The 26,592-nt window shown below is 47.2% G+C and carries 17 protein-coding genes and 1 pseudogene; 17 read left to right on the top strand and 1 reads right to left on the bottom strand.

Going from position 1 to position 26,592, the window contains the following annotated elements:
• Window positions 1-12: 12 nt before the first annotated feature.
• The 3 genes from ydeO to BEB42_RS16060 all read left to right on the top strand — a co-directional run bounded on the left by ydeO (window position 13) and on the right by BEB42_RS16060 (window position 4,067).
• Window positions 13-774, top strand: coding sequence for an acid stress response transcriptional regulator YdeO (gene ydeO, locus BEB42_RS16070; RefSeq protein WP_000060466.1), 762 nt, complete (start codon window positions 13-15; stop codon window positions 772-774).
• A 398-nt stretch (window positions 775-1,172) separates the two neighbouring features.
• Complete coding sequence (locus tag BEB42_RS16065) at window positions 1,173-2,855, top strand: sulfatase-like hydrolase/transferase (RefSeq protein ID WP_001353200.1); 1,683 nt, start codon at window positions 1,173-1,175, stop codon at window positions 2,853-2,855.
• Between the two features lie 51 nt (window positions 2,856-2,906).
• The gene (locus BEB42_RS16060; protein ID WP_010360803.1) at window positions 2,907-4,067 is read left to right on the top strand and encodes an anaerobic sulfatase maturase; all 1,161 of its coding nucleotides are present in this window, start codon (window positions 2,907-2,909) and stop codon (window positions 4,065-4,067) included.
• Here the strand turns inward: BEB42_RS16060 and BEB42_RS26285 are convergent.
• Complete coding sequence (locus BEB42_RS26285; protein ID WP_123058312.1) at window positions 4,030-4,155, bottom strand: hypothetical protein; 126 nt, start codon at window positions 4,153-4,155, stop codon at window positions 4,030-4,032. The genes BEB42_RS16060 and BEB42_RS26285 overlap by 38 nt on opposite strands.
• A 199-nt stretch (window positions 4,156-4,354) precedes the next feature.
• Between BEB42_RS26285 and BEB42_RS16055 the strand changes: the two genes are divergently transcribed.
• The 14 genes and pseudogenes from BEB42_RS16055 to BEB42_RS15990 all read left to right on the top strand — a co-directional run bounded on the left by BEB42_RS16055 (window position 4,355) and on the right by BEB42_RS15990 (window position 26,584).
• Window positions 4,355-6,040, top strand: coding sequence for an ABC transporter ATP-binding protein/permease (locus BEB42_RS16055; protein ID WP_000628528.1), 1,686 nt, complete (start codon window positions 4,355-4,357; stop codon window positions 6,038-6,040).
• Between the two features lie 37 nt (window positions 6,041-6,077).
• Window positions 6,078-8,450 (top strand): TonB-dependent receptor plug domain-containing protein, encoded by a 2,373-nt coding sequence (locus tag BEB42_RS16050; RefSeq protein ID WP_000832404.1) that lies wholly within the window; start codon window positions 6,078-6,080, stop codon window positions 8,448-8,450.
• 56 nt (window positions 8,451-8,506) lie between these two features.
• Complete coding sequence (locus BEB42_RS16045; protein ID WP_172954548.1) at window positions 8,507-11,290, top strand: M16 family metallopeptidase; 2,784 nt, start codon at window positions 8,507-8,509, stop codon at window positions 11,288-11,290.
• Window positions 11,291-11,650: 360 nt separating this feature from the next.
• Window positions 11,651-13,051: a glutamate decarboxylase gene (locus tag BEB42_RS16040; RefSeq protein WP_000358938.1), complete on the top strand. Its 1,401-nt coding sequence runs from the start codon at window positions 11,651-11,653 to the stop codon at window positions 13,049-13,051.
• 155 nt (window positions 13,052-13,206) lie between these two features.
• Window positions 13,207-14,742, top strand: a complete 1,536-nt coding sequence (gadC, locus tag BEB42_RS16035) for an acid resistance gamma-aminobutyrate antiporter GadC (protein WP_000246006.1) — start codon at window positions 13,207-13,209, stop codon at window positions 14,740-14,742.
• Window positions 14,743-14,872: 130 nt separating this feature from the next.
• Window positions 14,873-16,192, top strand: a complete 1,320-nt coding sequence (locus BEB42_RS16030) for a family 10 glycosylhydrolase (protein WP_000350411.1) — start codon at window positions 14,873-14,875, stop codon at window positions 16,190-16,192.
• A 363-nt stretch (window positions 16,193-16,555) separates the two neighbouring features.
• Entirely contained in the window at window positions 16,556-17,938 is a 1,383-nt protein-coding gene (gene dosC / locus BEB42_RS16025; protein ID WP_000426274.1) for a diguanylate cyclase DosC, read from the top strand.
• Window positions 17,939-17,962: 24 nt separating this feature from the next.
• Window positions 17,963-20,362 (top strand): oxygen-sensing cyclic-di-GMP phosphodiesterase DosP, encoded by a 2,400-nt coding sequence (gene dosP, locus BEB42_RS16020; RefSeq protein ID WP_024218641.1) that lies wholly within the window; start codon window positions 17,963-17,965, stop codon window positions 20,360-20,362.
• A 257-nt stretch (window positions 20,363-20,619) separates the two neighbouring features.
• Window positions 20,620-21,201, top strand: coding sequence for a D-alanyl-D-alanine dipeptidase (gene ddpX / locus BEB42_RS16015; RefSeq protein WP_001285842.1), 582 nt, complete (start codon window positions 20,620-20,622; stop codon window positions 21,199-21,201).
• A gap of 13 nt (window positions 21,202-21,214) precedes the next feature.
• Window positions 21,215-22,765 (top strand): annotated as a pseudogene (locus BEB42_RS16010) (ABC transporter substrate-binding protein).
• Window position 22,766: 1 nt separating this feature from the next.
• Window positions 22,767-23,789, top strand: a complete 1,023-nt coding sequence (locus BEB42_RS16005) for an ABC transporter permease (RefSeq protein WP_000145093.1) — start codon at window positions 22,767-22,769, stop codon at window positions 23,787-23,789.
• Window positions 23,786-24,682: a D,D-dipeptide ABC transporter permease gene (ddpC, locus tag BEB42_RS16000; RefSeq protein ID WP_000979633.1), complete on the top strand. Its 897-nt coding sequence runs from the start codon at window positions 23,786-23,788 to the stop codon at window positions 24,680-24,682. Before BEB42_RS16005 ends, ddpC begins: the two co-directional genes overlap by 4 nt.
• Window positions 24,679-25,665, top strand: coding sequence for an ABC transporter ATP-binding protein (locus BEB42_RS15995; protein WP_000193574.1), 987 nt, complete (start codon window positions 24,679-24,681; stop codon window positions 25,663-25,665). The genes ddpC and BEB42_RS15995 overlap by 4 nt, the downstream gene beginning before the upstream one ends.
• Window positions 25,658-26,584, top strand: coding sequence for an oligopeptide/dipeptide ABC transporter ATP-binding protein (locus tag BEB42_RS15990; protein ID WP_001285552.1), 927 nt, complete (start codon window positions 25,658-25,660; stop codon window positions 26,582-26,584). Before BEB42_RS15995 ends, BEB42_RS15990 begins: the two co-directional genes overlap by 8 nt.
• Window positions 26,585-26,592: the final 8 nt, after the last annotated feature.

Below are 26,592 nucleotides of genomic sequence, written 5' to 3'. Positions count from 1 at the left end.
TAAGGAGATAAAATGTCGCTCGTTTGTTCTGTTATATTTATTCATCATGCCTTCAACGCTAACATTTTAGATAAAGATTACGCCTTCTCTGATGGTGAAATCCTGATGGTAGATAACGCTGTTCGTACGCATTTTGAACCTTATGAGCGGCATTTCAAAGAAATTGGATTTAATGAAAACACCATTAAAAAATATCTACAATGCACTAATATTCAGACAGTGACTATGCCTGTTCCTGCGAAGTTTTTACGTGCTTCAAATGTACCAACTGGATTACTTAATGAAATGATTGCTTATCTCAACTCTGAAGAACGCAATCATCAGAATTTTTCTGAACTTTTGCTTTTTTCTTGCCTGTCTATTTTTGCTGCATGCAAAGGTTTCATTACATTATTAACTAACGGTGTGCTATCCGTATCAGGGAAAGTGAGAAACATTGTCAATATGAAGCTGGCACACCCATGGAAACTAAAAGATATTTGTGATTGCCTGTATATTAGTGAAAGCCTGCTGAAGAAAAAACTAAAGCAAGAGCAAACGACATTCTCACAAATTCTTTTAGATGCCAGAATGCAACACGCAAAAAATTTGATACGCGTAGAAGGTTCAGTCAATAAAATTGCCGAAAAATGTGGTTATGCCAGTACATCTTATTTTATTTATGCTTTCCGCAAACATTTCGGCAACAGTCCAAAGAGAGTTTCAAAGGAGTACCGTTGTCAAAGGCACACGAATATGAACACGGCCAACACGATGAATGCTTTGGCTAATTGATTATTCGCTCACGAATAGTCAACCACACGCTAAGTAAGAATTAAAGGGGCAGCTATTACCTGCCCCAATGTGTCATTACGAATTGTATTTTATGATGAGAATTGGTGATATACATCACATATTTATGCATCTAAATAATCTGTTTCATGTTTATTTATGATCCCAATGCAATAAATTGCCATCAAAACACATAAATACACTAAATATCAATTAGTTAGATATTTATCATTGAAAAATTACTTAGCTCAACAGAAAGCAATGTCAACGCTTTTTAGACTGTTGTTTCTCTTTTTTTAGCCAGATCTGCTATCTCTTTATGTGACTCACTTCACTTACATCATCTTATTTCTCTTCGTAAAATTACTTTGGAATTAAGTACAATAAGAAGAGGAACATTTATGAAGTCTGCATTGAAGAAAAGTGTCGTAAGTACCTCGATATCTTTGATACTGGCATCTGGTATGGCTGCATTTACCGCTCATGCGGCAGATGATGTAAAGCTGAAAGCAACTAAAACAAACGTTGCTTTCTCAGACTTTACGCCGACTGAATACAGCACTAAAGGAAAGCCAAATATCATCGTACTGACCATGGATGATCTGGGTTATGGACAACTTCCTTTTGATAAGGGTTCTTTTGACCCAAAAACAATGGAAAATCGTGAAGTTGTCGATACCTACAAAATAGGGATAGATAAAGCCATTGAAGCTGCACAAAAATCAACGCCAACACTCCTTTCGTTAATGGATGAAGGTGTACGTTTTACTAACGGCTATGTGGCGCACGGGGTTTCCGGTCCCTCCCGCGCCGCAATAATGACCGGTCGAGCGCCCGCTCGTTTTGGTGTGTACTCCAATACTGATGCTCAGGATGGTATTCCGCTGACAGAAACTTTCTTGCCTGAATTATTCCAGAATCATGGTTATTACACTGCAGCAGTAGGTAAATGGCACTTGTCAAAAATCAGTAATGTGCCAGTACCAGAAGATAAACAAACGCGTGACTATCATGACAACTTCACCACATTTTCTGCGGAAGAATGGCAACCTCAAAACCGTGGTTTTGATTACTTTATGGGATTCCACGCTGCAGGAACGGCATATTATAACTCCCCTTCTCTGTTCAAAAATCGTGAGCGCGTCCCCGCAAAAGGTTATATCAGCGATCAGTTAACCGATGAGGCAATTGGCGTTGTTGATCGTGCTAAAACACTTGATCAGCCTTTTATGCTTTACCTGGCTTATAATGCTCCGCACCTGCCAAACGACAACCCTGCACCAGAGCAATATCAGAAGCAATTTAATACCGGTAGCCAAACAGCAGATAACTACTACGCTTCCGTTTATTCTGTTGATCAGGGCGTAAAACGCATTCTTGAACAACTAAAGAAAAACGGACAGTATGACAATACAATAATTCTATTTACCTCCGACAATGGTGCAGTTATCGATGGTCCTCTGCCGCTGAACGGAGCGCAAAAAGGCTATAAGAGCCAGACTTATCCTGGCGGTACCCATACACCAATGTTTATGTGGTGGAAAGGAAAACTTCAGCCCGGTAATTATGACAAGCTGATTTCCGCAATGGATTTCTACCCGACAGCTCTTGATGCAGCCGATATCAGCATTCCAAAAGAGCTAAAATTGGATGGTGTTTCATTGCTGCCCTGGTTGCAAGATAAGAAACAAGGTGAGCCACATAAAAATCTGACATGGATAACATCTTATTCTCACTGGTTTGATGAGGAAAATATTCCATTCTGGGATAATTACCACAAATTTGTCCGCCATCAGTCAGACGATTACCCGCATAACCCCAACACCGAGGACTTAAGCCAATTCTCTTATACGGTGAGAAATAACGATTATTCGCTTGTCTATACAGTAGAAAATAATCAGTTAGGTCTATACAAACTGACGGATCTACAGCAAAAAGATAACCTTGCCGCCGCCAATCCGCAGGTCGTTAAAGAGATGCAAGGCGTGGTAAGAGAGTTTATCGACAACAGCCAGCCACCGCTTAGCGAGGTAAATCAGGAGAAGTTTAACAATATCAAGAAAGCACTAAGCGAAGCGAAATAACTAAACCTTCATGCGGCGGATTTTTCCGCCGCCTTATTGAGCGAGATAGCGATGCACGTTACAGCCAAGCCCTCCAGTTTTCAATGTAATCTCAAATGTGATTACTGTTTTTACCTTGAAAAAGAGTCGCAGTTTACTCATGAAAAATGGATGGATGACAGCACTCTTAAAGAATTCATCAAACAATATATCGCAGCGTCTGGCAATCAGGTCTATTTTACCTGGCAAGGCGGTGAACCCACTCTGGCTGGTCTGGATTTTTTCCGTAAAGTTATTCACTATCAACAACGCTATGCAGGCCCAAAACGTATTTTTAATGCATTACAAACGAATGGCATTTTACTGAATAATGAATGGTGTGCCTTTCTCAAAGAACATGAGTTTCTGGTTGGTATCTCGATCGATGGCCCCCAAGAATTACATGACCGTTACAGACGCAGTAATTCGGGTAACGGAACTTTTGCAAAAGTGATAGCAGCCATCGAGCGTCTGAAATCATATCAAGTAGAGTTTAATACGTTAACCGTCATTAATAACGTTAATGTCCATTACCCTCTTGAGGTTTATCATTTTTTAAAATCTATCGGCAGTAAACATATGCAATTTATCGAATTGCTCGAAACCGGGACGCCGAATATTGATTTCAGTGGTCATAGTGAGAACACATTCCGTATCATTGATTTTTCTGTGCCTCCTACGGCTTATGGCAAGTTTATGTCAACCATTTTTATGCAATGGGTTAAAAACGATGTGGGTGAAATTTTCATCCGTCAGTTTGAAAGCTTTGTCAGCCGTTTTTTGGGGAATGGGCATACCAGTTGTATTTTCCAGGAGTCCTGCAAGGATAATCTGGTTGTTGAAAGTAATGGAGACATTTACGAATGCGACCATTTTGTCTATCCACAGTACAAAATCGGAAACATTAATAAATCGGAACTCAAAACGATGAACAGTGTACAACTGACAGCGCAAAAAAAACGGATTTCAGCGAAATGTCAGCAATGTGTATATAAACCTATCTGCAATGGTGGTTGCCCTAAACATCGTATTACTAAAGTAAACAATGAAACTGTATCCTATTTTTGCGAAGGTTATAAAATCCTTTTTTCAACCATGGTGCCTTATATGAACGCCATGGTGGAGTTAGCTAAGAACAGAGTTCCGCTTTACCACATTATGGATGTTGCAAAACAAATGGAGAATAATAAATAACGCACTCTATTAGCTTCAGTCTTAGCCTCCTTCTTATGACCTTAACAAGGCACCCGACATAAATACCTGTCGGGTGTTTCGTCTTCATCATCTTCCTTTGCGAAAATCCTGGCTTACGAGGTATGCGTCAGGGCATTAGCAATACTCTTGATTATCAATAGCATAACCATAACCACTGAAAATGAAATATTTCTTTATATTTCATATTGTTAAATGATACTTAAATAAATTTCATCAGTAAATCATTGCCATAGATAATCATTGGATGGCACAATCAATTTCCGCTAATGATAACCATTCCCATTACGTTTTGTATGTTGATAGCAAAGTATCTCTGTCTGCTGAAGCCCTTTTGGCTGCGTAAGAATAATAAAACTTCAGTGTTGTTAATCATTATTATCCTCGCCATGATCCTTGGCGTGGTTAAAATTCAGGTCTGGTTAAACGACTGGAATAATGATTTTTTCAATGCGCTAAGCCAGAAAGAAACTGATAAGCTTTGGCAGCTTATCCTTTGGTTCCCTGCCCTGCTGGGGATCTTTGTATTAATATCCGTAAACAAAACGTGGCTAATTAAACTACTGACTATTCGCTGGCGCGAATGGTTAACGGATTACTACCTTAATCGCTGGTTTGCAGATAAAAACTACTACTTCACGCAGATCTACGGCGAGCATAAAAATACAGATAACCCTGACCAACGTATCGCTGAAGACATTCTCTTACTGATCAGCAAAACGCTCAGCCTTTCATTTGGTTTCATCCAGTCACTGAGCATGCTGATCACCTTTACCGTTATTCTTTGGCAAAGCGCGGGTACGCTCTCATTCACTGTTGGTGAAACTGAATGGAGTATCCAGGGGTATATGGTCTATACCGTCGTGCTCATTGTGATCGGTGGAACTTTATTTACCCATAAGGTTGGTAAACGTATTCGTCCACTTAATGTGGAAAAACAACGTAGCGAAGCGACATTTCGAACTAATCTTGTGCAGCATAATAAGCAGGCAGAACTGATTGCGCTAAGCAATGCTGAGTCTCTACAACGCCAGGAGTTGAGCGAAAATTTTCATACCATTAAAGAGAACTGGCATCGTTTAATGAATCGTCAGCGGTGGCTTGATTACTGGCAGAATATTTATTCGCGCTCGCTTAGCGTTCTTCCCTACTTTCTGTTATTGCCGCAGTTTATTAGCGGACAGATCAATCTGGGCGGACTGATGAAATCACGCCAGGCATTTATGCTGGTATCGAACAATTTAAGCTGGTTTATTTATAAATATGATGAACTTGCTGAACTGGCTGCGGTTATCGATCGCTTGTATGAGTTCCATCAACTCACCGAACAGCGCCCTACGAATAAGCCTAAAAATTGCCAACATGCGGTACAAGTGGCTGACGCGAGTATTCGTACTCCTGATAATAAGATCATATTAGAGAACCTGAACTTTCATGTTTCGCCAGGCAAATGGCTATTGCTGAAAGGTTACTCTGGTGCGGGAAAAACCACACTGCTTAAAACATTATCCCACTGCTGGCCGTGGTTTAAAGGTGATATTTCTTCTCCTGCTGACAGTTGGTATGTGTCACAAACACCGTTAATCAAAACCGGCTTACTGAAAGAGATTATTTGTAAAGCACTTCCCCTGTCCGTAGACGATAAATCGTTGAGCGAAGTACTGCATCAGGTTGGTCTGGGGAAATTGGCTGCGCGTATTCATGATCACGATCGCTGGGGAGATATTCTTTCCAGCGGCGAAAAACAACGTATCGCCCTGGCTCGATTAATTTTACGACGTCCGAAATGGATATTTCTTGACGAAACTACCTCTCATCTTGAGGAACAAGAGGCTATCCGCTTACTGCGTTTAGTGCGAGAACAACTCCCCTCAAGCGGCGTCATTATGGTCACACATCAACCTGGTGTCTGGAGCCTGGCTGATGATATTTGCGACATTAGCGCGGTTTTATAAAAACAATAAAAGCCCTGCTGTACGGAGATAAAAATAAATGAAGCGAGTTCTTATTCCTGGCGTCATTTTATGTGGCGCTGATGTGGCGCAGGCTGTCGATGACAAAAATAAGTACATGCCTGTTTTTGAAGAGATGACGGTCCATGCGCCTGTCCCTGTGCCTGTAAACGGGAACACGCATTACACCAGTGAAAGTATAGAGCGCCTACCGACCGGGAATGGCAATATCAGCGATCTACTGAAAACCAACCCCGCGGTGCGCATGGATACAACGCAAAGTACTTCGTTGAACCTGGGAGATATTCGCCCGGAGAAAATCTCTATTCACGGTGCATCGCCCTATCAGAATGCCTATCTGATTGACGGTATAAGTGCAACTAACAACTTGAACCCGGCGAATGAGTCCGATGCCAGTAGTGCAACCAATATTAGCGGGATGTCACAGGGGTATTATCTGGATGTCAGCTTACTGGACAATGTGACACTTTATGACAGTTTTGTGCCGGTTGAATTTGGCCGCTTCAATGGCGGGGTAATTGACGCAAAGATCAAACGTTTCAATGCTGATGATAGTAGCGTGAAACTGGGTTATCGTACTACGCGGTCGGACTGGTTAACATCGCATCTCGATGAGAATAACAAAAGCGCATTTAATCAAGGTTCTTCAGGAAGTACTTATTACTCTCCAGATTTTAAAAAGAACTTTTATACTTTGGCGTTTAATCAGGATCTCGCCGATAACTTTGGCGTTACCGCCGGTTTATCCCGTCGCCAGTCTGATATTACCCGCGCGGATTATGTTTCGAATGACGGTATTGTCGCTGGTCGGGCACAGTATAAAAACGTTATCGATACTGCATTGAGCAAATTTACGTGGTTTGCCAGCGATCGTTTTACCCACGACTTAACCTTAAAATATACCGGCTCCAGTCGTGATTATAATACCAGCACCTTCCCGGAGTCTGATCGCGAAATGGGTAATAAATCCTATGGTCTGGCATGGGATATGGATACGCAGTTCGCGTGGGCCAAACTGCGTACCACGGTTGGTTGGGATCATATTAGTGATTATACCCGTCACGACCATGACATCTGGTTCACCGAACTTTCATGTACATATGGTGATATTTCAGGGCGTTGCACCCGTGGCGGATTAGGACACATTTCCCAGGCTGTAGATAATTACACCTTCAAAACACGCCTTGACTGGCAAAAATTCGCCGTGGGTAATGTTTCGCATCAACCCTACTTCGGCGCGGAATACATCTATTCCGATGCATGGACTGAACGCCATAACCAGTCTGAATCCTATGTGATTAATGCTGCCGGAAAGAAAACTAACCATACCATTTACTATAAAGGTAAAGGCAGCCTGGGAATAGACAATTACACGCTGTATATGGCGGATCGCATTAACTGGCGTAATGTGTCGTTAATGCCCGGCGTGCGGTATGACTATGATAACTATCTGTCAAACCACAATATCTCCCCGCGCTTTATGACGGAATGGGATATTTTTGCTGATCAAACCTCAATGATTACCGCAGGTTATAACCGTTACTATGGCGGGAATATTCTTGATATGGGATTACGTGATATCCGCAATAGCTGGACGGAATCGGTATCAGGCAATAAAACCCTGACGCGCTATCAGGATTTGAAAACGCCTTATAACGATGAACTGGCAATGGGATTGCAGCAAAAAATCGGTAAGAACGTTATTGCGCGCGCAAACTATGTTTACCGTGAAGCGCATGATCAAATCAGCAAAAGCAGTCGTACCGACAGCGCGACTAAAACCACCATTACTGAATATAACAACGACGGTAAAACCAAAACGCATTCGTTCAACCTCAGTTTTGAACTGGCCGAACCCCTGCATATCAGCCAGGTAGATATTAACCCGCAAATTGTCTTTAGCTATATCAAGAGCAAGGGCAACTTGTCGTTAAACAATGGTTATGAGGAGAGCAATACCGGTGATAACCGGGTGGTTTATAACGGTAATCTGGTCTCTTACGATAGCGTTCCAGTGGCGGATTTTAATAATCCACTAAAGATCTCCTTAAACATGGATTTCACGCATCAACCGAGCGGGTTGGTGTGGGCGAATACGCTGGCCTGGCAAGAAGCGCGTAAAGCTCGCATTATCCTGGGTAAGACGAATGCGCAATACATCAGCGAATATTCAGATTACAAGCAGTATGTTGACGAAAAACTGGATAGCAGCCTGACCTGGGACACCCGCTTGTCCTGGACGCCACAATTTCTGAAACAACAAAACCTGACGATCAGTGCCGATATTCTCAATGTACTGGATAGCAAAACCGCTGTTGATACAACGAATACCGGCGTGGCGACCTACGCCAGTGGCCGTACTTTCTGGCTTGATGTCAGCATGAAATTTTAATAGTTCGGATTTTACTTAACCGGGTAAATTCGCCCGGTTTTCGCATGGAGATAATTATGAGAAACCTCTGTTTCTTACTGACGTTAATGGCAACTCTGTTGCTCCCCGGGCGACTGATTGCCGCCGCCTTACCGCAGGATGAAAAGTTAATTACCGGGCAACTGGACAATGGCTTGCGATATATGATTTATCCGCATGCTCAACCTAAGGATCAGGTAAATTTATGGCTGCAAATTCATACCGGTTCATTGCAGGAAGAAGACAATGAGCGCGGCGTGGCTCATTTTGTAGAACATATGATGTTTAACGGCACAAAAACATGGCCGGGTAATAAAGTCATCGAAACATTTGAGTCAATGGGCCTGCGTTTTGGTCGCGATGTTAATGCCTATACCAGCTATGACGAAACGGTGTATCAGGTGAGTTTGCCGACTACGCAGAAACAAAATCTGCAACAAGTGATGGCAATCTTCAGTGAATGGAGTAATGCCGCAACCTTTGAAAAACTCGAAGTAGACGCTGAACGTGGCGTAATTACTGAGGAATGGCGTGCCCATCAGGATGCGAAATGGCGCACCTCTCAGGCGCGCCGCCCTTTCCTGCTGGCAAATACCCGTAATTTAGAGCGTGAACCTATCGGCCTGATGGATACTGTCGCCACGGTCACACCGGCACAATTGCGCCAATTTTATCAACGCTGGTATCAACCAAATAATATGACCTTTATCGTGGTCGGCGATATTGACAGTAAAGAAGCGCTGGCGCTGATTAAGGATAATTTAAGTAAGCTTCCGGCTAACAAAGCAGCTGAAAATCGCGTCTGGCCGACAAAAGCCGAAAACCACCTGCGCTTTAATATCATTAATGATAAAGAAAACCGGGTGAACGGCATCGCACTCTATTATCGCCTGCCAATGGTGCAAGTGAGCGATGAGCAAAGCTTTATCGAACAAGCTGAATGGAGCATGTTGGTTCAGCTGTTCAATCAGCGTCTGCAGGAACGCATACAGTCGGGCGAGTTGAAGACTATTTCTGGCGGCACTGCGCGCAGCGTTAGAATTGCACCCGATTATCAGTCGCTGTTTTTCCGTGTAAATGCACGAGACGATAATATGCAGGATGCTGCGAATGCATTAATGGCAGAGTTGGCAACTATTGATCAGCATGGTTTTTCTGCTGAAGAACTCGATGATGTCAAATCTACCCGTCTCACCTGGCTGAAAAATGCGGTTGATCAGCAAGCTGAACGTGATTTACGTATGCTGACCAGTCGCCTGGCATCCAGCTCATTAAATAATACGCCGTTCTTGTCGCCGGAAGAGACATATCAACTTTCGAAACGTCTGTGGCAGCAAATTACCGTGCAAAGTCTGGCGGAAAAATGGCAGCAGCTAAGAAAGAACCAGGACGCATTTTGGGAGCAAATGGTGAATAACGAGGTTGCAGCCAACAAAGCATTATCTCCTGCGGCTATCCTGGCGCTGGAAAAAGAGTACGCCAACAAAAAGCTGGCAGCTTACATCTTCCCTGGCAGAAATTTATCGTTAACAGTAGACGCTGACCCACAGGCGGAAATTAGCAGTAAAGAAACACTGGCTGAGAATCTGACATCATTAACACTTTCTAATGGTGCCAGGGTTATTCTGGCAAAATCAGCGGGTGAAGAGCAAAAGCTACAAATTATTGCCGTATCTAATAAAGGTGATTTAAGTTTCCCTGCGCAGCAAAAATCACTTATCGCGCTGGCAAATAAAGCGGTGAGTGGCAGCGGCGTTGGTGATCTCTCCTCTTCCAGCCTGAAACGCTGGAGTGCGGAAAACTCGGTAACCATGAGCAGCAAAGTCAGTGGGCTGAATACGTTGCTCTCCGTGAGCGCGCGGGCTAATAATCCTGAACCTGGTTTCCAGTTGATTAACCAGCGAATCACTCACAGCACGATTAATGACAATATTTGGGCATCGCTACAAAATGCTCAAATTCAGGCGTTGAAAACGCTAGACCAACGTCCAGCAGAGAAATTCGCCCAGCAGATGTATGAGAAGCGCTATGCTGATGATCGTACGAAATTACTGCAAGAAAAACAGATTGCACAATTTACTGCCGCAGACGCGCTGGCAGCCGATCGCCAGTTATTTTCATCTCCAGCGGATATCACGTTTGTCGTTGTCGGTAATGTCGCAGAAGACAAACTTCTGCCGTTAATTACGCGTTACTTAGGATCAATAAAACACTCTGATTCGCCATTAGCCGCAGGTAAACCATTAACTCGCGCGACGGACAACGCATCGATTACTGTAGAAGAACAAAATGAACCTGTGGCACAGGTTTCACTGTGGAATCGTTATGATTCCCGGACACCTATTAATCTGGCGACACGTATGGCGCTGGATGCCTTTAACGTTGCCCTGGCTAAAGATCTGCGCATTAATATTCGTGAACAGGCATCTGGGGCATACAGCGTTTCTTCTCGCCTCTCGGTTGATCCTCAGGCCAAAGATATCACCCATTTGCTGGCTTTTACTTGTCAACCAGAACGGCATGAAGAACTGTTAGCGTTAGCGAATGAAGTGATGGTTAAGCGTCTGGCTAAAGGGATCAGTAAGCAAGAACTGAACGAATACCAGCAAAACGTTCAGCGCAGCCTCGATATCCAACAGCGTAGCGTTCAACAATTAGCGAACACCATTGTAAATAGTCTTATTCAATATGACGATCCTGCCACATGGACTGCGCAGGAGCAATTATTGAAACAAATGACGGTAGATAATGTTAACACTACGGTTAAACAATATCTTTCTCATCCGGTGAATACCTTTACCGGAGTATTACTACCAAAATAATGACGTCCCCCGTCAACATATCGTTGGCGGGGGTTTTAGCAACAGACGTTATTTTATATAATAATTTTATGAATGCGTTCAAAATAACAACCGAGTACTAATAATGATATTTTAAGGGCTAATTTTTATGTGATAATTCACCAGAGTTAGAAAGCGCGTCAAAATAATGACATACAACACCACACTACAACCCATTACACCCTACACTATTGTTTTTTAACGTAAATATATTTTTCCCATAATATCTCACGATAAATAACATTAGGATTTTGTTATTTAAACACAAGTCCTTTGCACTTGCTTACTTTATCGATAAATCCTACTTTTTTAATGCGATCCAATCATTTTAAGGAGTTTAAAATGGATAAGAAGCAAGTAACGGATTTAAGGTCGGAATTACTCGATTCACGTTTTGGTGCGAAGTCTATTTCCACTATTGCAGAATCAAAACGATTTCCGCTGCACGAAATGCGCGATGATGTCGCATTCCAGATTATCAATGATGAGTTATATCTTGATGGCAACGCTCGTCAGAATCTGGCAACGTTCTGCCAGACCTGGGACGACGAAAATGTTCACAAGTTGATGGATTTATCTATTAACAAAAACTGGATCGACAAAGAAGAATATCCGCAATCTGCAGCTATCGACCTGCGTTGCGTAAATATGGTTGCTGACTTGTGGCATGCGCCTGCGCCGAAAAATGGTCAGGCCGTTGGCACCAACACCATTGGCTCTTCCGAGGCCTGTATGCTCGGCGGGATGGCGATGAAATGGCGTTGGCGCAAGCGTATGGAAGCCGCAGGCAAGCCAACGGATAAACCTAATCTGGTGTGCGGCCCGGTACAAATCTGCTGGCATAAATTCGCCCGTTACTGGGATGTGGAGCTGCGTGAAATCCCTATGCGCCCCGGTCAGTTGTTTATGGACCCGAAACGCATGATTGAAGCCTGCGACGAAAACACTATCGGCGTGGTGCCGACTTTTGGCGTGACCTACACCGGTAACTATGAGTTCCCGCAACCGCTGCACGATGCGCTGGATAAATTCCAGGTCGACACCGGTATCGACATCGACATGCACATCGACGCCGCCAGCGGTGGCTTCCTGGCACCGTTCGTCGCCCCGGATATCGTCTGGGACTTCCGCCTGCCGCGTGTGAAATCGATCAGTGCTTCAGGCCATAAATTCGGTCTGGCTCCGCTGGGCTGCGGCTGGGTTATCTGGCGTGATGAAGAAGCGCTGCCGCAGGAACTGGTGTTCAACGTTGACTACCTCGGCGGTCAGATTGGGACTTTCGCCATCAACTTCTCCCGCCCGGCGGGTCAGGTGATTGCACAATACTATGAATTCCTGCGCCTCGGTCGTGAAGGCTATACCAAAGTACAGAACGCTTCCTACCAGGTTGCCGCTTATCTGGCGGATGAAATCGCCAAACTGGGGCCGTATGAGTTCATCTGTACCGGTCGCCCGGACGAAGGCATCCCGGCGGTTTGCTTCAAACTGAAAGATGGTGAAGATCCGGGATACACCCTCTACGACCTCTCTGAACGTCTGCGCCTGCGCGGCTGGCAGGTTCCGGCCTTCACTCTCGGCGGTGAAGCGACCGACATCGTGGTGATGCGCATTATGTGTCGTCGCGGCTTCGAAATGGACTTTGCTGAACTGTTGCTGGAAGACTACAAAGCCTCCCTGAAATATCTCAGCGATCACCCGAAACTGCAGGGTATTGCCCAGCAGAACAGCTTTAAACATACCTGATAACGTTTAACGGTAACGGTGTCCCGAAACGAATCCGTTTCGGGACAATTTCCAAAGTCTGTTCACTGGCATTAGCAACGGAAAATATTGTTCTGAATGTGCTTCAGAACAAAACAGGTGCGGTTCCGACAGGAATACCGTTTTAGGGGGATAATATGGCTACATCAGTACAGACAGGTAAAGCTAAACAGCTCACATTACTCGGATTCTTTGCCATAACGGCGTCGATGGTAATGGCTGTTTATGAATACCCTACCTTCGCAACATCGGGCTTTTCATTAGTCTTCTTCCTGCTTTTAGGCGGGATTTTATGGTTTATTCCCGTGGGGCTTTGTGCTGCGGAAATGGCCACCGTCGACGGCTGGGAAGAAGGTGGTGTCTTCGCCTGGGTATCAAATACTCTGGGGCCGAGATGGGGGTTTGCAGCGATCTCATTTGGCTATCTGCAAATCGCCATCGGTTTTATTCCAATGCTCTATTTCGTGTTAGGGGCACTCTCCTACATTTTGAAATGGCCAGCGTTGAATGAAGACCCCATTACCAAAACTATTGCAGCACTCATCATTCTTTGGGCGCTGGCATTAACACAGTTTGGTGGCACGAAATACACGGCGCGAATTGCTAAAGTTGGCTTCTTCGCCGGTATCCTGTTACCTGCATTTATTTTGATCGCATTAGCGGCTATTTATCTGCACTCCGGTGCTCCCGTTGCTATCGAAATGGATGCGAAAACCTTCTTCCCTGATTTCTCTAAAGTCGGCACCCTGGTTGTGTTTGTTGCCTTCATTTTGAGTTATATGGGGGTAGAAGCTTCCGCAACCCACGTCAATGAAATGCGCAACCCCGGTCGCGATTATCCGCTGGCGATGTTACTGCTGATGGTGGCGGCAATCTGCTTAAGCTCTGTTGGCGGCTTGTCTATTGCGATGGTTATTCCGGGTAATGAAATCAACCTCTCAGCAGGGGTAATGCAAACCTTTACCGTTCTGATGTCACATGTGGCACCGGAAATTGAGTGGACGGTTCGCGTGATCTCCGCACTGCTGTTGCTGGGTGTTCTGGCGGAAATCGCTTCCTGGATTGTTGGCCCTTCTCGCGGGATGTATGTCACCGCGCAGAAAAACCTGCTGCCAGCGGCGTTCGCTAAAATGAACAAAAATGGCGTACCGGTAACGCTGGTTATTTCGCAGCTGGTGATTACTACTATCGCGTTGATCATCCTCACCAATACTGGTGGCGGTAACAATATGTCCTTCCTGATCGCCCTGGCGCTGACGGTGGTGATTTATCTGTGTGCTTATTTCATGCTGTTTATTGGCTACATTGTGTTGGTTCTTAAACATCCTGACTTAAAACGCACATTTAATATCCCTGGTGGTAAAGGGGTGAAACTGGTCGTGGCAATTGTCGGTCTGCTGACTTCAATTATGGCGTTTATTGTTTCCTTCCTGCCGCCGGATAACATCCAGGGTGACTCTACCGATATGTATGTTGAATTACTGGTCGTTAGTTTCCTGGTGGTACTTGCCCTGCCCTTTATTCTCTATGCTGTTCATGATCGTAAAGGCAAAGCGAATACCGGCGTATCTCTGGAACCAATCAACAGCCAGAACGCACCGAAAGGTCACTTCTTCCTGCACCCGCGTGCACGTTCACCACACCATATTGTGATGAATGACAAGAAACACTAACCATGTCTGAATGGTAATAACACAAGGGAGCGATAATTCATCGCTCCCTTTTTCATGCCTGTTGTCGTATTGACTTAACCGGGATAAGTACGAGAATGAGCGCACATCTGTTTACCGGAAACCAGCATATATGGATATCTGCTCCCGAAACGTGAAATTAGCGATTAGAAGACCAGCGGCACTGGTTGCACTGGCACTTTTACTGAGTAGTTGTAAAAGCACGCCTCCAGATTCAATGGTGACACCACCAGCAGGCTCAAAGCCACCAGCCTCGGCGCAACAATCATCACAACCGATGCGCGGCATCTGGCTGGCCACGGTGTCTCGCCTCGACTGGCCACCGGTTTCCTCGGTTAACATTAGTAACCCCACCAGCCGGATCCGCGTACAACAACAGGCGATGATCGACAAGCTCGATCATCTGCAACGTCTCGGTATAAACACGGTCTTTTTCCAGGTCAAGCCGGACGGTACCGCACTATGGCCATCGAAAATTTTGCCGTGGTCCGATCTTATGACCGGTAAGATTGGCGAAAACCCGGGTTACGATCCGTTGCAATTTATGCTCGACGAAGCCCACAAGCGTGGGATGAAAGTACACGCCTGGTTTAACCCTTACCGCGTATCGGTTAATACAAAGCCTGGTACTATCAGGGAACTGAATAGCACCCTGTCTCAACAACCGGCCAGCGTCTATGTGCAACACCGCGACTGGATAAGAACGTCGGGTGATCGGTTTGTCCTCGACCCAGGCATCCCTGAGGTTCAGGACTGGATCACATCAATAGTCGCGGAAGTGGTTTCCCGCTATCCGGTAGATGGCGTGCAGTTTGACGACTATTTTTATACTGAGTCGCCGGGCTCACGGTTAAATGATAACGAGACGTACCGCAAATACGGAGGCGCATTTGCGTCAAAAGCAGACTGGCGGCGCAACAATACCCAGCAGTTAATTGCGAAGGTTTCGCACACCATTAAAAGCATTAAGCCGGAAGTCGAATTTGGCGTTAGCCCGGCAGGCGTGTGGCGTAACCGATCACACGATCCGCTCGGTTCTGATACCCGAGGCGCGGCAGCCTATGACGAATCCTACGCTGACACGCGCCGATGGGTGGAACAAGGATTGCTGGATTACATTGCCCCCCAAATTTACTGGCCATTCTCGCGGAGTGCCGCGCGTTATGACGTGTTGGCAAAATGGTGGGCGGATGTCGTAAAACCAACTAAGACCCGCCTGTATATCGGTATCGCTTTCTATAAAGTGGGTGAACCTTCAAAGATAGAACCAGACTGGATGATTAACGGTGGCGTACCGGAACTGAAAAAGCAGCTCGATCTTAACGATGCTGTACCAGAAATCAGCGGCACAATCTTGTTCCGTGAGGACTATCTGAACAAACCTCAGACTCAACAAGCGGTCAGCTATTTGCAAAGTCGTTGGGGCAGTTAAACTTGTAACATGGCCGGTGCTTTACTCACCGGCTTGTTATCCTCTTGAAATATCCCACTAATAATCATGCTTATTTAAGCCAAATTAACCACGCAATTAACCACTCTTAGTTTAATAGCCATAAAACCCCTAATAAAAATGTATGAATATGAAAACCCTACGGTATTCGCTGTTTCCGAAAAATAATTACGATGGGCTATACTCTTCTGAAGAACAGTAGCGTAGATTGAAACTGTCCTAAGTCGCTTATTTGTTTTCAGTATATCTTCATATTTCAGGAGAATATGTGCAGTTAGTCGATCTCGCACGTTGCGTTTCGTTTTTGATTCCGTCTGCTTTCCCAGCCTTATAAGGGTGTGAATTATGGAGATGTATTTTAAAAGAATGAAAGATGAGTGGACCGGGCTTGTCGAACAAGCAGATCCGCTCATTCGTGCTAAAGCCGCGGAAATTGCCGTTGCGCATGCCCATTATCTGAGTATTGAGTTTTACCGAATTGTCCGTATCGACCCGCATGCCGAAGAATTCTTGAGTAATGAACAAGTTGAGCGGCAGCTGAAAAGTGCGATGGAACGCTGGATTATTAATGTGCTTTCTGCCCAGGTTGACGATGTTGAAAGGCTAATACAAATCCAGCATACCGTCGCAGAAGTGCATGCCCGCATCGGCATTCCAGTAGAAATTGTCGAGATGGGGTTTCGGGTGCTGAAAAAAATCCTCTATCCGGTGATTTTCTCTTCGGATTATTCTGCCGCAGAAAAACTTCAGGTCTACCATTTCTCGATTAACAGTATTGATATCGCGATGGAAGTCATGACCCGCGCGTTTACCTTTAGTGACAGTAGTGCCTCAAAAGAAGATGAAAACTATCGTATCTTCTCGTTACTGGAAAACGCCGAAGAAGAAAAAGAACGCCAAATAGCCTCAATCCTTTCATGGGAAATTGACATTATCTATAAAGTTCTGCTGGATTCTGATTTAGGCAGTAGTTTGCCTTTAAGCCAGGCTGATTTTGGCCTGTGGTTTAACCATAAAGGTCGACATTATTTTAGCGGCATTGCCGAAGTGGGTCATATCTCCCGCCTGATTCAGGATTTCGACGGTATTTTTAATCAAACCATACGTAATACAAAAAATTTGAGCAACAAAACTCTGCGAGTGAGATTTTTATTACAGATAAGAAATACCGTATCGCAAATTATTACCTTGCTGCGTGAATTATTTGAAGAAGTATCTCGCCACGAAGTGGGTATGGATGTACTGACAAAATTACTTAACCGCCGCTTCCTGCCGACCATCTTTAAACGCGAAATTGCCCATGCCAACCGGACCGGAACCCCCCTGTCAGTGCTGATTATTGACGTTGATAAATTCAAAGAGATCAACGATACGTGGGGCCATAACACCGGTGATGAAATTTTGCGTAAAGTTTCTCAGGCCTTTTATGACAACGTCCGCAGTAGTGATTATGTTTTTCGTTACGGGGGAGATGAATTTATCATTGTTTTGACTGAAGCTTCGGAAAACGAAACGTTACGTACCGCAGAACGTATTCGCAGTCGGGTGGAGAAAACCAAACTGAAAGCCGCAAACGGCGAAGATATTGCCCTCTCACTTTCCATCGGTGCCGCCATGTTTAATGGTCATCCTGACTATGAGCGCCTCATTCAAATAGCCGATGAAGCTCTGTATATCGCCAAAAGACGAGGTAGAAACCGTGTTGAACTCTGGAAAGCCAGTCTTTAGATGCGCCAGGATGCAGAGGTAATCATGAAGCTAACCGATGCGGATAATGCCGCCGATGGCATTTTTTTCCCCGCCCTTGAGCAAAATATGATGGGCGCGGTGTTAATTAACGAAAATGATGAAGTGATGTTTTTCAACCCCGCCGCAGAGAAGCTCTGGGGATACAAACGTGAAGAAGTCATTGGCAATAACATTGATATGCTGATTCCGCGGGATTTGCGTCCCGCGCATCCTGAATACATCCGTCACAACCGTGAAGGCGGTAAAGCGCGCGTCGAGGGGATGAGTCGGGAGCTGCAGCTGGAGAAAAAAGACGGCAGTAAAATCTGGACCCGTTTTGCGCTATCGAAAGTGAGCGCCGAGGGTAAAATTTATTACCTGGCGCTGGTACGGGATGCCAGCGTAGAAATGGCGCAAAAAGAACAGACCCGACAATTGATTATTGCCGTTGACCATCTCGACCGACCGGTGATTGTCCTCGATCCGGAACGCCATATTGTGCAGTGCAATCGCGCATTTACCGAAATGTTTGGTTACTGCATTAGCGAAGCCAGCGGTATGCAGCCCGATACACTCCTGAACATTCCAGAATTCCCTGCTGATAACCGCATTCGTTTACAACAGTTGCTATGGAAAACCGCCCGCGATCAGGACGAATTTCTGCTGTTGACGCGCACCGGTGAAAAAATCTGGATTAAAGCCTCTATCAGCCCGGTCTATGATGTGCTCGCGCATCTGCAGAACCTGGTAATGACTTTCTCGGATATCACCGAAGAACGGCAAATCCGCCAGCTTGAAGGCAATATTCTCGCCGCCATGTGCAGCAGCCCGCCATTTCATGAAATGGGGGAAATCATTTGTCGTAACATCGAATCTGTTCTCAACGAATCGCATGTTTCGCTGTTCGCGCTGCGCAACGGGATGCCGATACACTGGGCGTCATCTTCGCACGGTACAGAAGTTCAAAATGCGCAAAGCTGGTCAGCGACCATTCGTCAGCGTGATGGCGCACCGGCGGGGATCCTGCAAATTAAAACCTCGTCAGGAGCAGAAACCAGCGCCTTTATCGAACGCGTGGCAGATATCAGCCAGCATATGGCCGCGCTGGCGCTGGAACAGGAAAAAAGCCGTCAGCATATTGAACAACTCATCCAATTTGATCCGATGACCGGTCTGCCAAATCGCAATAACCTGCACAATTACCTCGATGACCTGGTCGACAAAGCCGTCTCTCCGGTGGTCTATCTCATCGGTGTTGACCATATTCAGGATGTGATTGATAGCCTTGGCTATGCGTGGGCCGATCAGGCATTGCTGGAAGTGGTCAATCGCTTTCGTGAAAAACTCAAACCGGATCAGTATCTCTGTCGTATCGAAGGTACGCAGTTTGTCCTCGTGAGCCTGGAAAACGACGTCAGTAACATTACCCAAATCGCCGATGAGCTACGGAATGTGGTCAGCAAGCCGATAATGATTGACGATAAACCATTCCCGCTCACCTTGAGCATTGGCATCAGCTACGACGTGGGTAAAAACCGCGATTACCTGCTCTCCACTGCTCACAATGCAATGGATTTTATTCGCAAAAATGGCGGTAACGGCTGGCAGTTCTTCAGCCCGGCGATGAACGAAATGGTGAAAGAACGATTGATATTAGGCGCAGCGCTGAAAGAAGCGATTAGCAATAACCAACTGAAACTGGTTTACCAACCGCAAATCTTCGCAGAAACGGGTGAACTGTACGGCATCGAAGCCCTTGCTCGCTGGCACGATCCACTGCATGGTCATGTGCCCCCTTCACGGTTTATTCCTCTCGCAGAAGAGATCGGTGAAATCGAAAATATTGGGCGTTGGGTCATCGCAGAAGCTTGCCGTCAGTTAGCAGAATGGCGTAGCCAGAATATTCATATTCCAGCGTTATCCGTTAACTTGTCTGCGCTGCACTTCCGCAGTAATCAGCTGCCTAATCAGGTGTCTGATGCAATGCAAGTCTGGGGCATTGACGGCCACCAGCTAACGGTGGAAATCACCGAAAGCATGATGATGGAACACGATACGGAAATTTTTAAGCGCATCCAGATCCTGCGCGACATGGGCGTGGGTTTATCGGTGGATGATTTTGGCACGGGTTTTTCCGGGTTATCCCGCTTAGTCAGTCTTCCGGTAACGGAAATCAAAATTGACAAAAGCTTTGTTGATCGTTGTCTGACTGAAAAACGCATCCTTGCCTTACTTGAAGCTATTACCAGCATTGGGCAAAGCCTCAATTTAACCGTCGTAGCGGAAGGCGTCGAAACCAAAGAGCAATTTGAGATGCTACGCAAGATTCACTGTCGCGTTATTCAGGGATATTTCTTTTCCCGCCCCCTGCCCGCCGAAGAAATTCCAGGCTGGATGAGTAGCGTGTTACCGCTGAAAATCTGACAAATCCCTCTCGCCCGCACTCGCGGGTTTTCATTTAACGTGACACTGTCACTTAAATACTGTGATTTCAGCTACGATTCCGGGAGATTCCTTCCTTAACTTCCCCTCTTGCACCAAAACTGCACTACGCTGCACAAATGTTGATCAAAAGTTAAAAAATATAACTTTAAGCCAGCATTCTGGCGCTTATCCCGGCATGGCATGAGATCTGCATAAGCGGAAAGCGCAGCAATTTTTGTCTTATACAGGAACCGTTTATGTCGGATACCACCGAACTGGTTGATTTAGCCGTGATCTTCCCTGATCTGGAGATCGAATTGAAATACGCCTGCGCTGATAACATCACAGGTAAAGCTATTTATCAGCAAGCGCGTTGTCTGTTACACAAGGATGCGATTACCGCGCTGGCGAAAAGTATCAGTATCGCCCAGCTGTCAGGCTTACAACTGGTGATTTACGATGCGTATCGCCCACAACAAGCACAGGCGATGTTGTGGCAAACCTGCCCAGACCCGCAATATGTTGTTGATGTGACGGTCGGTTCTAATCACAGCCGTGGCACGGCGATCGACCTGACGCTTCGTGATGAGCACGGGAACATCCTCGATATGGGCGCAGAGTTCGATGAAATGCACGAACGTTCCCATGCTTACCATCCTTCCGTCCCGCCCGCCGCTCAGCGCAATCGCCTGTTGCTGAATGCGATTATGACTGGCGGTGGCTTTGTCGGTATCCCGAGCGAATGGTGGCACTTCGAATTACCCCAGGCAGCGAGTTACCCACTACTCGCTGATCAATTCACCTGTTTTATATTCCCTGGCACACAGCACGCCAGTTAATCAGGAAACTGTCATGAAGAGATCGATTTCGTTTCGTCCTACATTGCTCGCGATCGTCCTTGCCACAACAATGCCGGTTGCGCACGCCGCCGTACCGAAAGATATGCTGGTGATCGGTAAAGCTGCCGACCCACAAACCCTCGACCCGGCGGTAACAATTGATAATAACGACTGGACAGTGACCTACCCGTCTTAGCAGCGACTGGTTCAGTACAAAACGGACGGTGATAAAGGCTCAACAGACGTTGAAGGCGATCTGGCGAGTAGCTGGAAAGCGTCTGACGATCAAAAAGAGTGGACGTTCACCCTGAAGGACAATGCTAAATTTGCCGATGGCACACCCGTCACTGCCGAAGCAGTAAAACTCTCTTTTGAGCGGTTACTAAAAATCGGTCAGGGGCCAGCAGAAGCATTTCCCAAAGATTTAAAGATTGATGCTCCCGACGAACATACGGTGAGGTTTACCCTTAGCCAGCCATTCGCACCGTTCCTCTACACGCTGGCGAATGACGGTGCATCCATTATCAATCCGGCGGTCTTAAAAGAACATGCGGCCGATGATGCCCGTGGTTTCCTCGCGCAAAATACCGCTGGCTCCGGACCGTTTATGCTGAAAAGCTGGCAAAAAGGTCAGCAATTAGTTCTGGTGCCAAATCCGCATTACCCCGGCAATAAACCGAACTTCAAACGGGTATCGGTAAAAATTATCGGTGAAAGTGCCTCCCGTCGCCTGCAGCTCTCCCGTGGCGACATTGACATTGCCGATGCGCTGCCGGTGGATCAACTCAACGCCCTGAAGCAGGAAAACAAAGTCAACGTGGCAGAGTATCCGTCACTGCGCGTCACCTATCTGTATCTCAATAACAGCAAAGCGCCACTTAATCAGGCGGATCTGCGTCGGGCCATTTCCTGGTCTACCGATTATCAGGGTATGGTTAACGGCATTCTGAGTGGTAACGGAAAACAAATGCGCGGCCCGATTCCGGAAGGCATGTGGGGATACGATGCGACGGCAATGCAATACAACCATGACGAAACGAAAGCCAAAGCCGAATGGGATAAAGTGACGAGCAAACCCACCAGCCTGACGTTTCTCTACTCCGATAACGACCCGAACTGGGAACCTATTGCTCTGGCAACACAATCCAGCCTCAACAAGCTGGGCATCAATGTGAAGCTGGAAAAGCTGGCGAACGCCACCATGCGCGACAGAGTGGGTAAAGGTGATTACGACATCGCGATTGGCAACTGGAGTCCGGATTTTGCCGACCCGTATATGTTTATGAATTACTGGTTTGAGTCCGACAAAAAAGGTCTGCCGGGTAACCGCTCGTTCTATGAAAACAGTGAGGTCGATAAGTTACTGCGCAATGCGCTAGCGACCACCGACCAGACGCAGCGTACCCGGGACTACCAGCAGGCACAGAAAATCGTCATTGATGACGCTGCTTATGTGTACCTGTTCCAGAAAAACTACCAACTGGCGATGAACAAAGAGGTGAAAGGCTTTGTGTTCAATCCCATGCTGGAACAGGTCTTCAATATCAATACCATGAGTAAATAACGTGACCTTCTGGAGTATTTTACGCCAACGCTGCTGGGGGCTGGTGCTCGTGGTGGCGGGCGTCTGCGTGATTACGTTTATTATCTCGCACCTGATCCCCGGCGATCCGGCGCGGTTACTGGCGGGTGACCGCGCCAGCGATGCTATCGTGGATAATATTCGCCAGCAACTGGGACTGGACCAGCCACTGTACGTACAGTTTTACCGCTACGTCAGCGACCTGTTTCAGGGTGACCTGGGAACATCCATTCGTACCGGGCGTCCGGTGCTGGAAGAGTTGCGCATATTTTTCCCGGCGACGCTGGAACTGGCATTTTGCGCCCTGCTGCTGGCACTCCTGGTTGGTATCCCGCTGGGCATACTCTCTGCAGTCTGGCGAAATCGCTGGCTGGATCATCTGGTGCGAATAATGGCCATTACCGGAATCTCCACACCTGCGTTCTGGCTTGGGCTGGGCGTCATTGTGCTGTTTTATGGTCATCTGCAAATTCTTCCCGGCGGCGGAAGGCTTGATGACTGGCTGGATCCACCAACGCACGTTACCGGCTTTTATCTGCTCGATGCGCTGCTTGAAGGCAACGGTGAAGTCTTCTTCAATGCGCTGCAACATCTCATCTTACCGGCATTAACGCTGGCGTTCGTTCACCTGGGGATTGTCGCTCGCCAGATCCGCTCAGCTATGCTGGAACAATTGAGTGAAGACTACATTCGTACCGCCCGGGCCAGCGGCTTGCCCGGCTGGTATATCGTTTTATGTTATGCGCTACCCAATGCGTTGATCCCCTCGATTACCGTATTGGGGCTGGCGCTGGGCGATTTGTTGTATGGCGCAGTGCTCACCGAAACCGTTTTTGCCTGGCCCGGAATGGGTGCATGGGTAGTAACATCAATACAGGCGCTCGACTTCCCGGCAGTGATGGGCTTTGCCGTCGTGGTTTCATTTGCTTATGTGCTGGTCAACCTGGTGGTGGATTTGCTCTATTTGTGGATTGATCCGCGTATCGGACGTGGAGGTGATGAATGATGCTAAGCGAGGAAACGTCCGTCGTACGCCCACCAAAACAAACGCGATTTAACGGTGCAAAACTGGTATGGATGCTGAAAGGCAGTCCGCTCACCGTGACCGGCGCAGTCATCATTGTATTAATGCTATTGATGATGATTTTTTCACCGTGGCTGGCGACGCATGATCCCAACGCCATTGATTTAACTGCCCGCCTTTTGCCGCCTTCTGCGGCGCACTGGTTTGGCACCGATGAAGTGGGACGCGATCTGTTTAGCCGCGTACTGGTCGGCAGTCAGCAATCAATTCTCGCCGGATTAGTGGTGGTCGCCATTGCGGGTATGATGGGTTCGCTACTCGGGTGTCTATCCGGTGTGCTTGGCGGACGCGCAGACGCGATCATCATGCGCATCATGGACATTATGCTGTCGATTCCTTCGCTGGTGCTGACAATGGCGCTGGCTGCCGCACTTGGACCGAGTTTGTTTAACGCCATGCTGGCGATTGCTATCGTGCGAATCCCGTTTTATGTGCGCCTGGCGCGGGGGCAAACATTAGTTGTCCGCCAGTACACTTTCGTTCAGGCGGCGAAAACCTTCGGTGCGTCACGCTGGCATCTGATCAACTGGCATATTTTACGTAACTCCCTGCCGCCGCTGATTGTGCAGGCATCGCTGGATATTGGTAGCGCGATTTTAATGGCCGCCACGTTGGGATTTATTGGCCTGGGTGCTCAACAACCGAGTGCTGAATGGGGGGCGATGGTGGCGAATGGTCGCAACTATGTGCTCGATCAATGGTGGTATTGCGCATTTCCGGGGGCAGCGATTTTGCTTACCGCCGTCGGGTTCAATCTCTTTGGTGATGGTATTCGCGATCTGCTTGACCCGAAAGCAGGAGGAAAGCAGTCATGACCCAACCCGTTCTGGACATTCAACAACTGCATTTGAGTTTCTCCGGTTTTAACGGCGACGTTCACGCGCTCAACAATGTGTCATTGAAAATCAACCGCGGTGAAATTGTCGGTCTGGTGGGAGAATCCGGCTCGGGTAAATCAGTCACTGCAATGTTGATTATGCGTCTGTTACCGACGGGCAGTTATTGCGTACATCGGGGACATATTTCACTGCTGGGAGAAGATGCTCTTAACGCTCGGGAAAAACAGCTTCGTCAGTGGCGCGGCGCACGAGTGGCGATGATCTTTCAGGAACCGATGACCGCCCTAAATCCGACACGTCGAATAGGTCTTCAGATGATGGACGTGATCCGCCATCATCAACCAATAAGTCGTCGGGAAGCCAGAGCTAAAGCGATTGCCCTGCTGGAAGAGATGCAAATCCCGGATGCCGTGGAAGTTATGTCGCGCTATCCGTTTGAGCTTTCAGGTGGTATGCGCCAGCGGGTAATGATTGCGCTGGCATTCTCCTGCGAGCCGCAATTGATTATTGCCGACGAACCGACTACGGCGCTGGACGTCACGGTACAGTTGCAGGTACTGCGTCTGCTTAAACATAAAGCCCGCGCCAGTGGAACTGCGGTACTGTTCATCAGCCATGATATGGCCGTGGTGTCGCAACTGTGCGATAGCGTTTACGTGATGTATGCCGGAAGCGTGATCGAGAGCGGTATGACGGCAGACGTTATCCATCATCCCCGGCATCCGTATACCATTGGTTTGCTGCAATGCGCACCGGAACATGGAATACCACGCCAGCCATTACCCGCCATTCCAGGGACGGTACCAAACCTCACCCATTTGCCTGACGGCTGCGCTTTTCGCGATCGTTGCTATGCGGCAGGTACACAGTGTGGAAACGTCCCGGCGCTGACAGCGTGTGGTGACAACAACCACCGCTGCGCCTGTTGGTATCCTCAGCAGGAGGTCATTAGTGTCTGACACGTTATTAACGTTACGCGACGTCCATATCAATTTCCCGGCCCGAAAAAACTGGCTTGGTAAAACTACGGAACATGTTCATGCCATCAATGGTATTGATTTACAGATCCGTCGTGGTGAAACCTTAGGGATCGTCGGTGAGTCAGGCTGCGGCAAAAGCACCCTCGCGCAGCTTTTAATGGGTATGCTGCAACCGAGCCACGGGCAGTACATCCGTTCAGGATCACAACGCATTATGCAGATGGTGTTTCAGGACCCGCTCTCTTCGCTTAATCCGCGCTTACCGGTGTGGCGCATCATCACGGAACCGCTCTGGATTGCTAAGCGTAGTAGTGAACAACAGCGGCGAGCGTTGGCAGAGGAGCTGGCTGTGCAGGTGGGTATTCGTCCGGAGTATCTCGACCGCTTGCCTCATGCGTTCTCAGGCGGGCAGCGGCAACGTATCGCCATTGCCAGAGCACTCTCTTCGCAGCCTGACGTGATTGTGCTTGATGAGCCCACCTCGGCGCTGGATATCTCCGTGCAGGCGCAGATCCTCAATTTACTGGTAACGCTACAGGAAAATCGCGGGCTGACTTATGTGCTGATTTCACACAATGTCTCGGTGATACGTCATATGAGCGATCGGGTGGCGGTGATGTATCTCGGACAGATTGTTGAACTAGGAGACGCGCAACAGGTGCTGACAGCTCCGGCACATCCATACACCAGATTATTGCTGGATTCCCTCCCCGCCATTGATAAACCGCTGGAGGAAGAATGGGCATTGCGTAAAACGGAACTACCAGGAAACCGCACGTTGCCGCCGGGCTGTTTTTTCCGTGAACGTTGCCCTCTGGCAACCCACGGATGTGAAGTCCGGCAATCATTAACAATAAGGGAGGACGGACGTGAGATCCGGTGCTGGCGGGCGCTGTAGAGACGCGG

The organism is Escherichia sp. MOD1-EC5990 (assembly GCF_002965285.1).
Lineage (GTDB): Bacteria > Pseudomonadota > Gammaproteobacteria > Enterobacterales > Enterobacteriaceae > Escherichia > Escherichia coli_F.
Note: the sequence above shows the minus strand (reverse complement) of the source record. Positions and strands in the feature narration are given on the sequence as shown.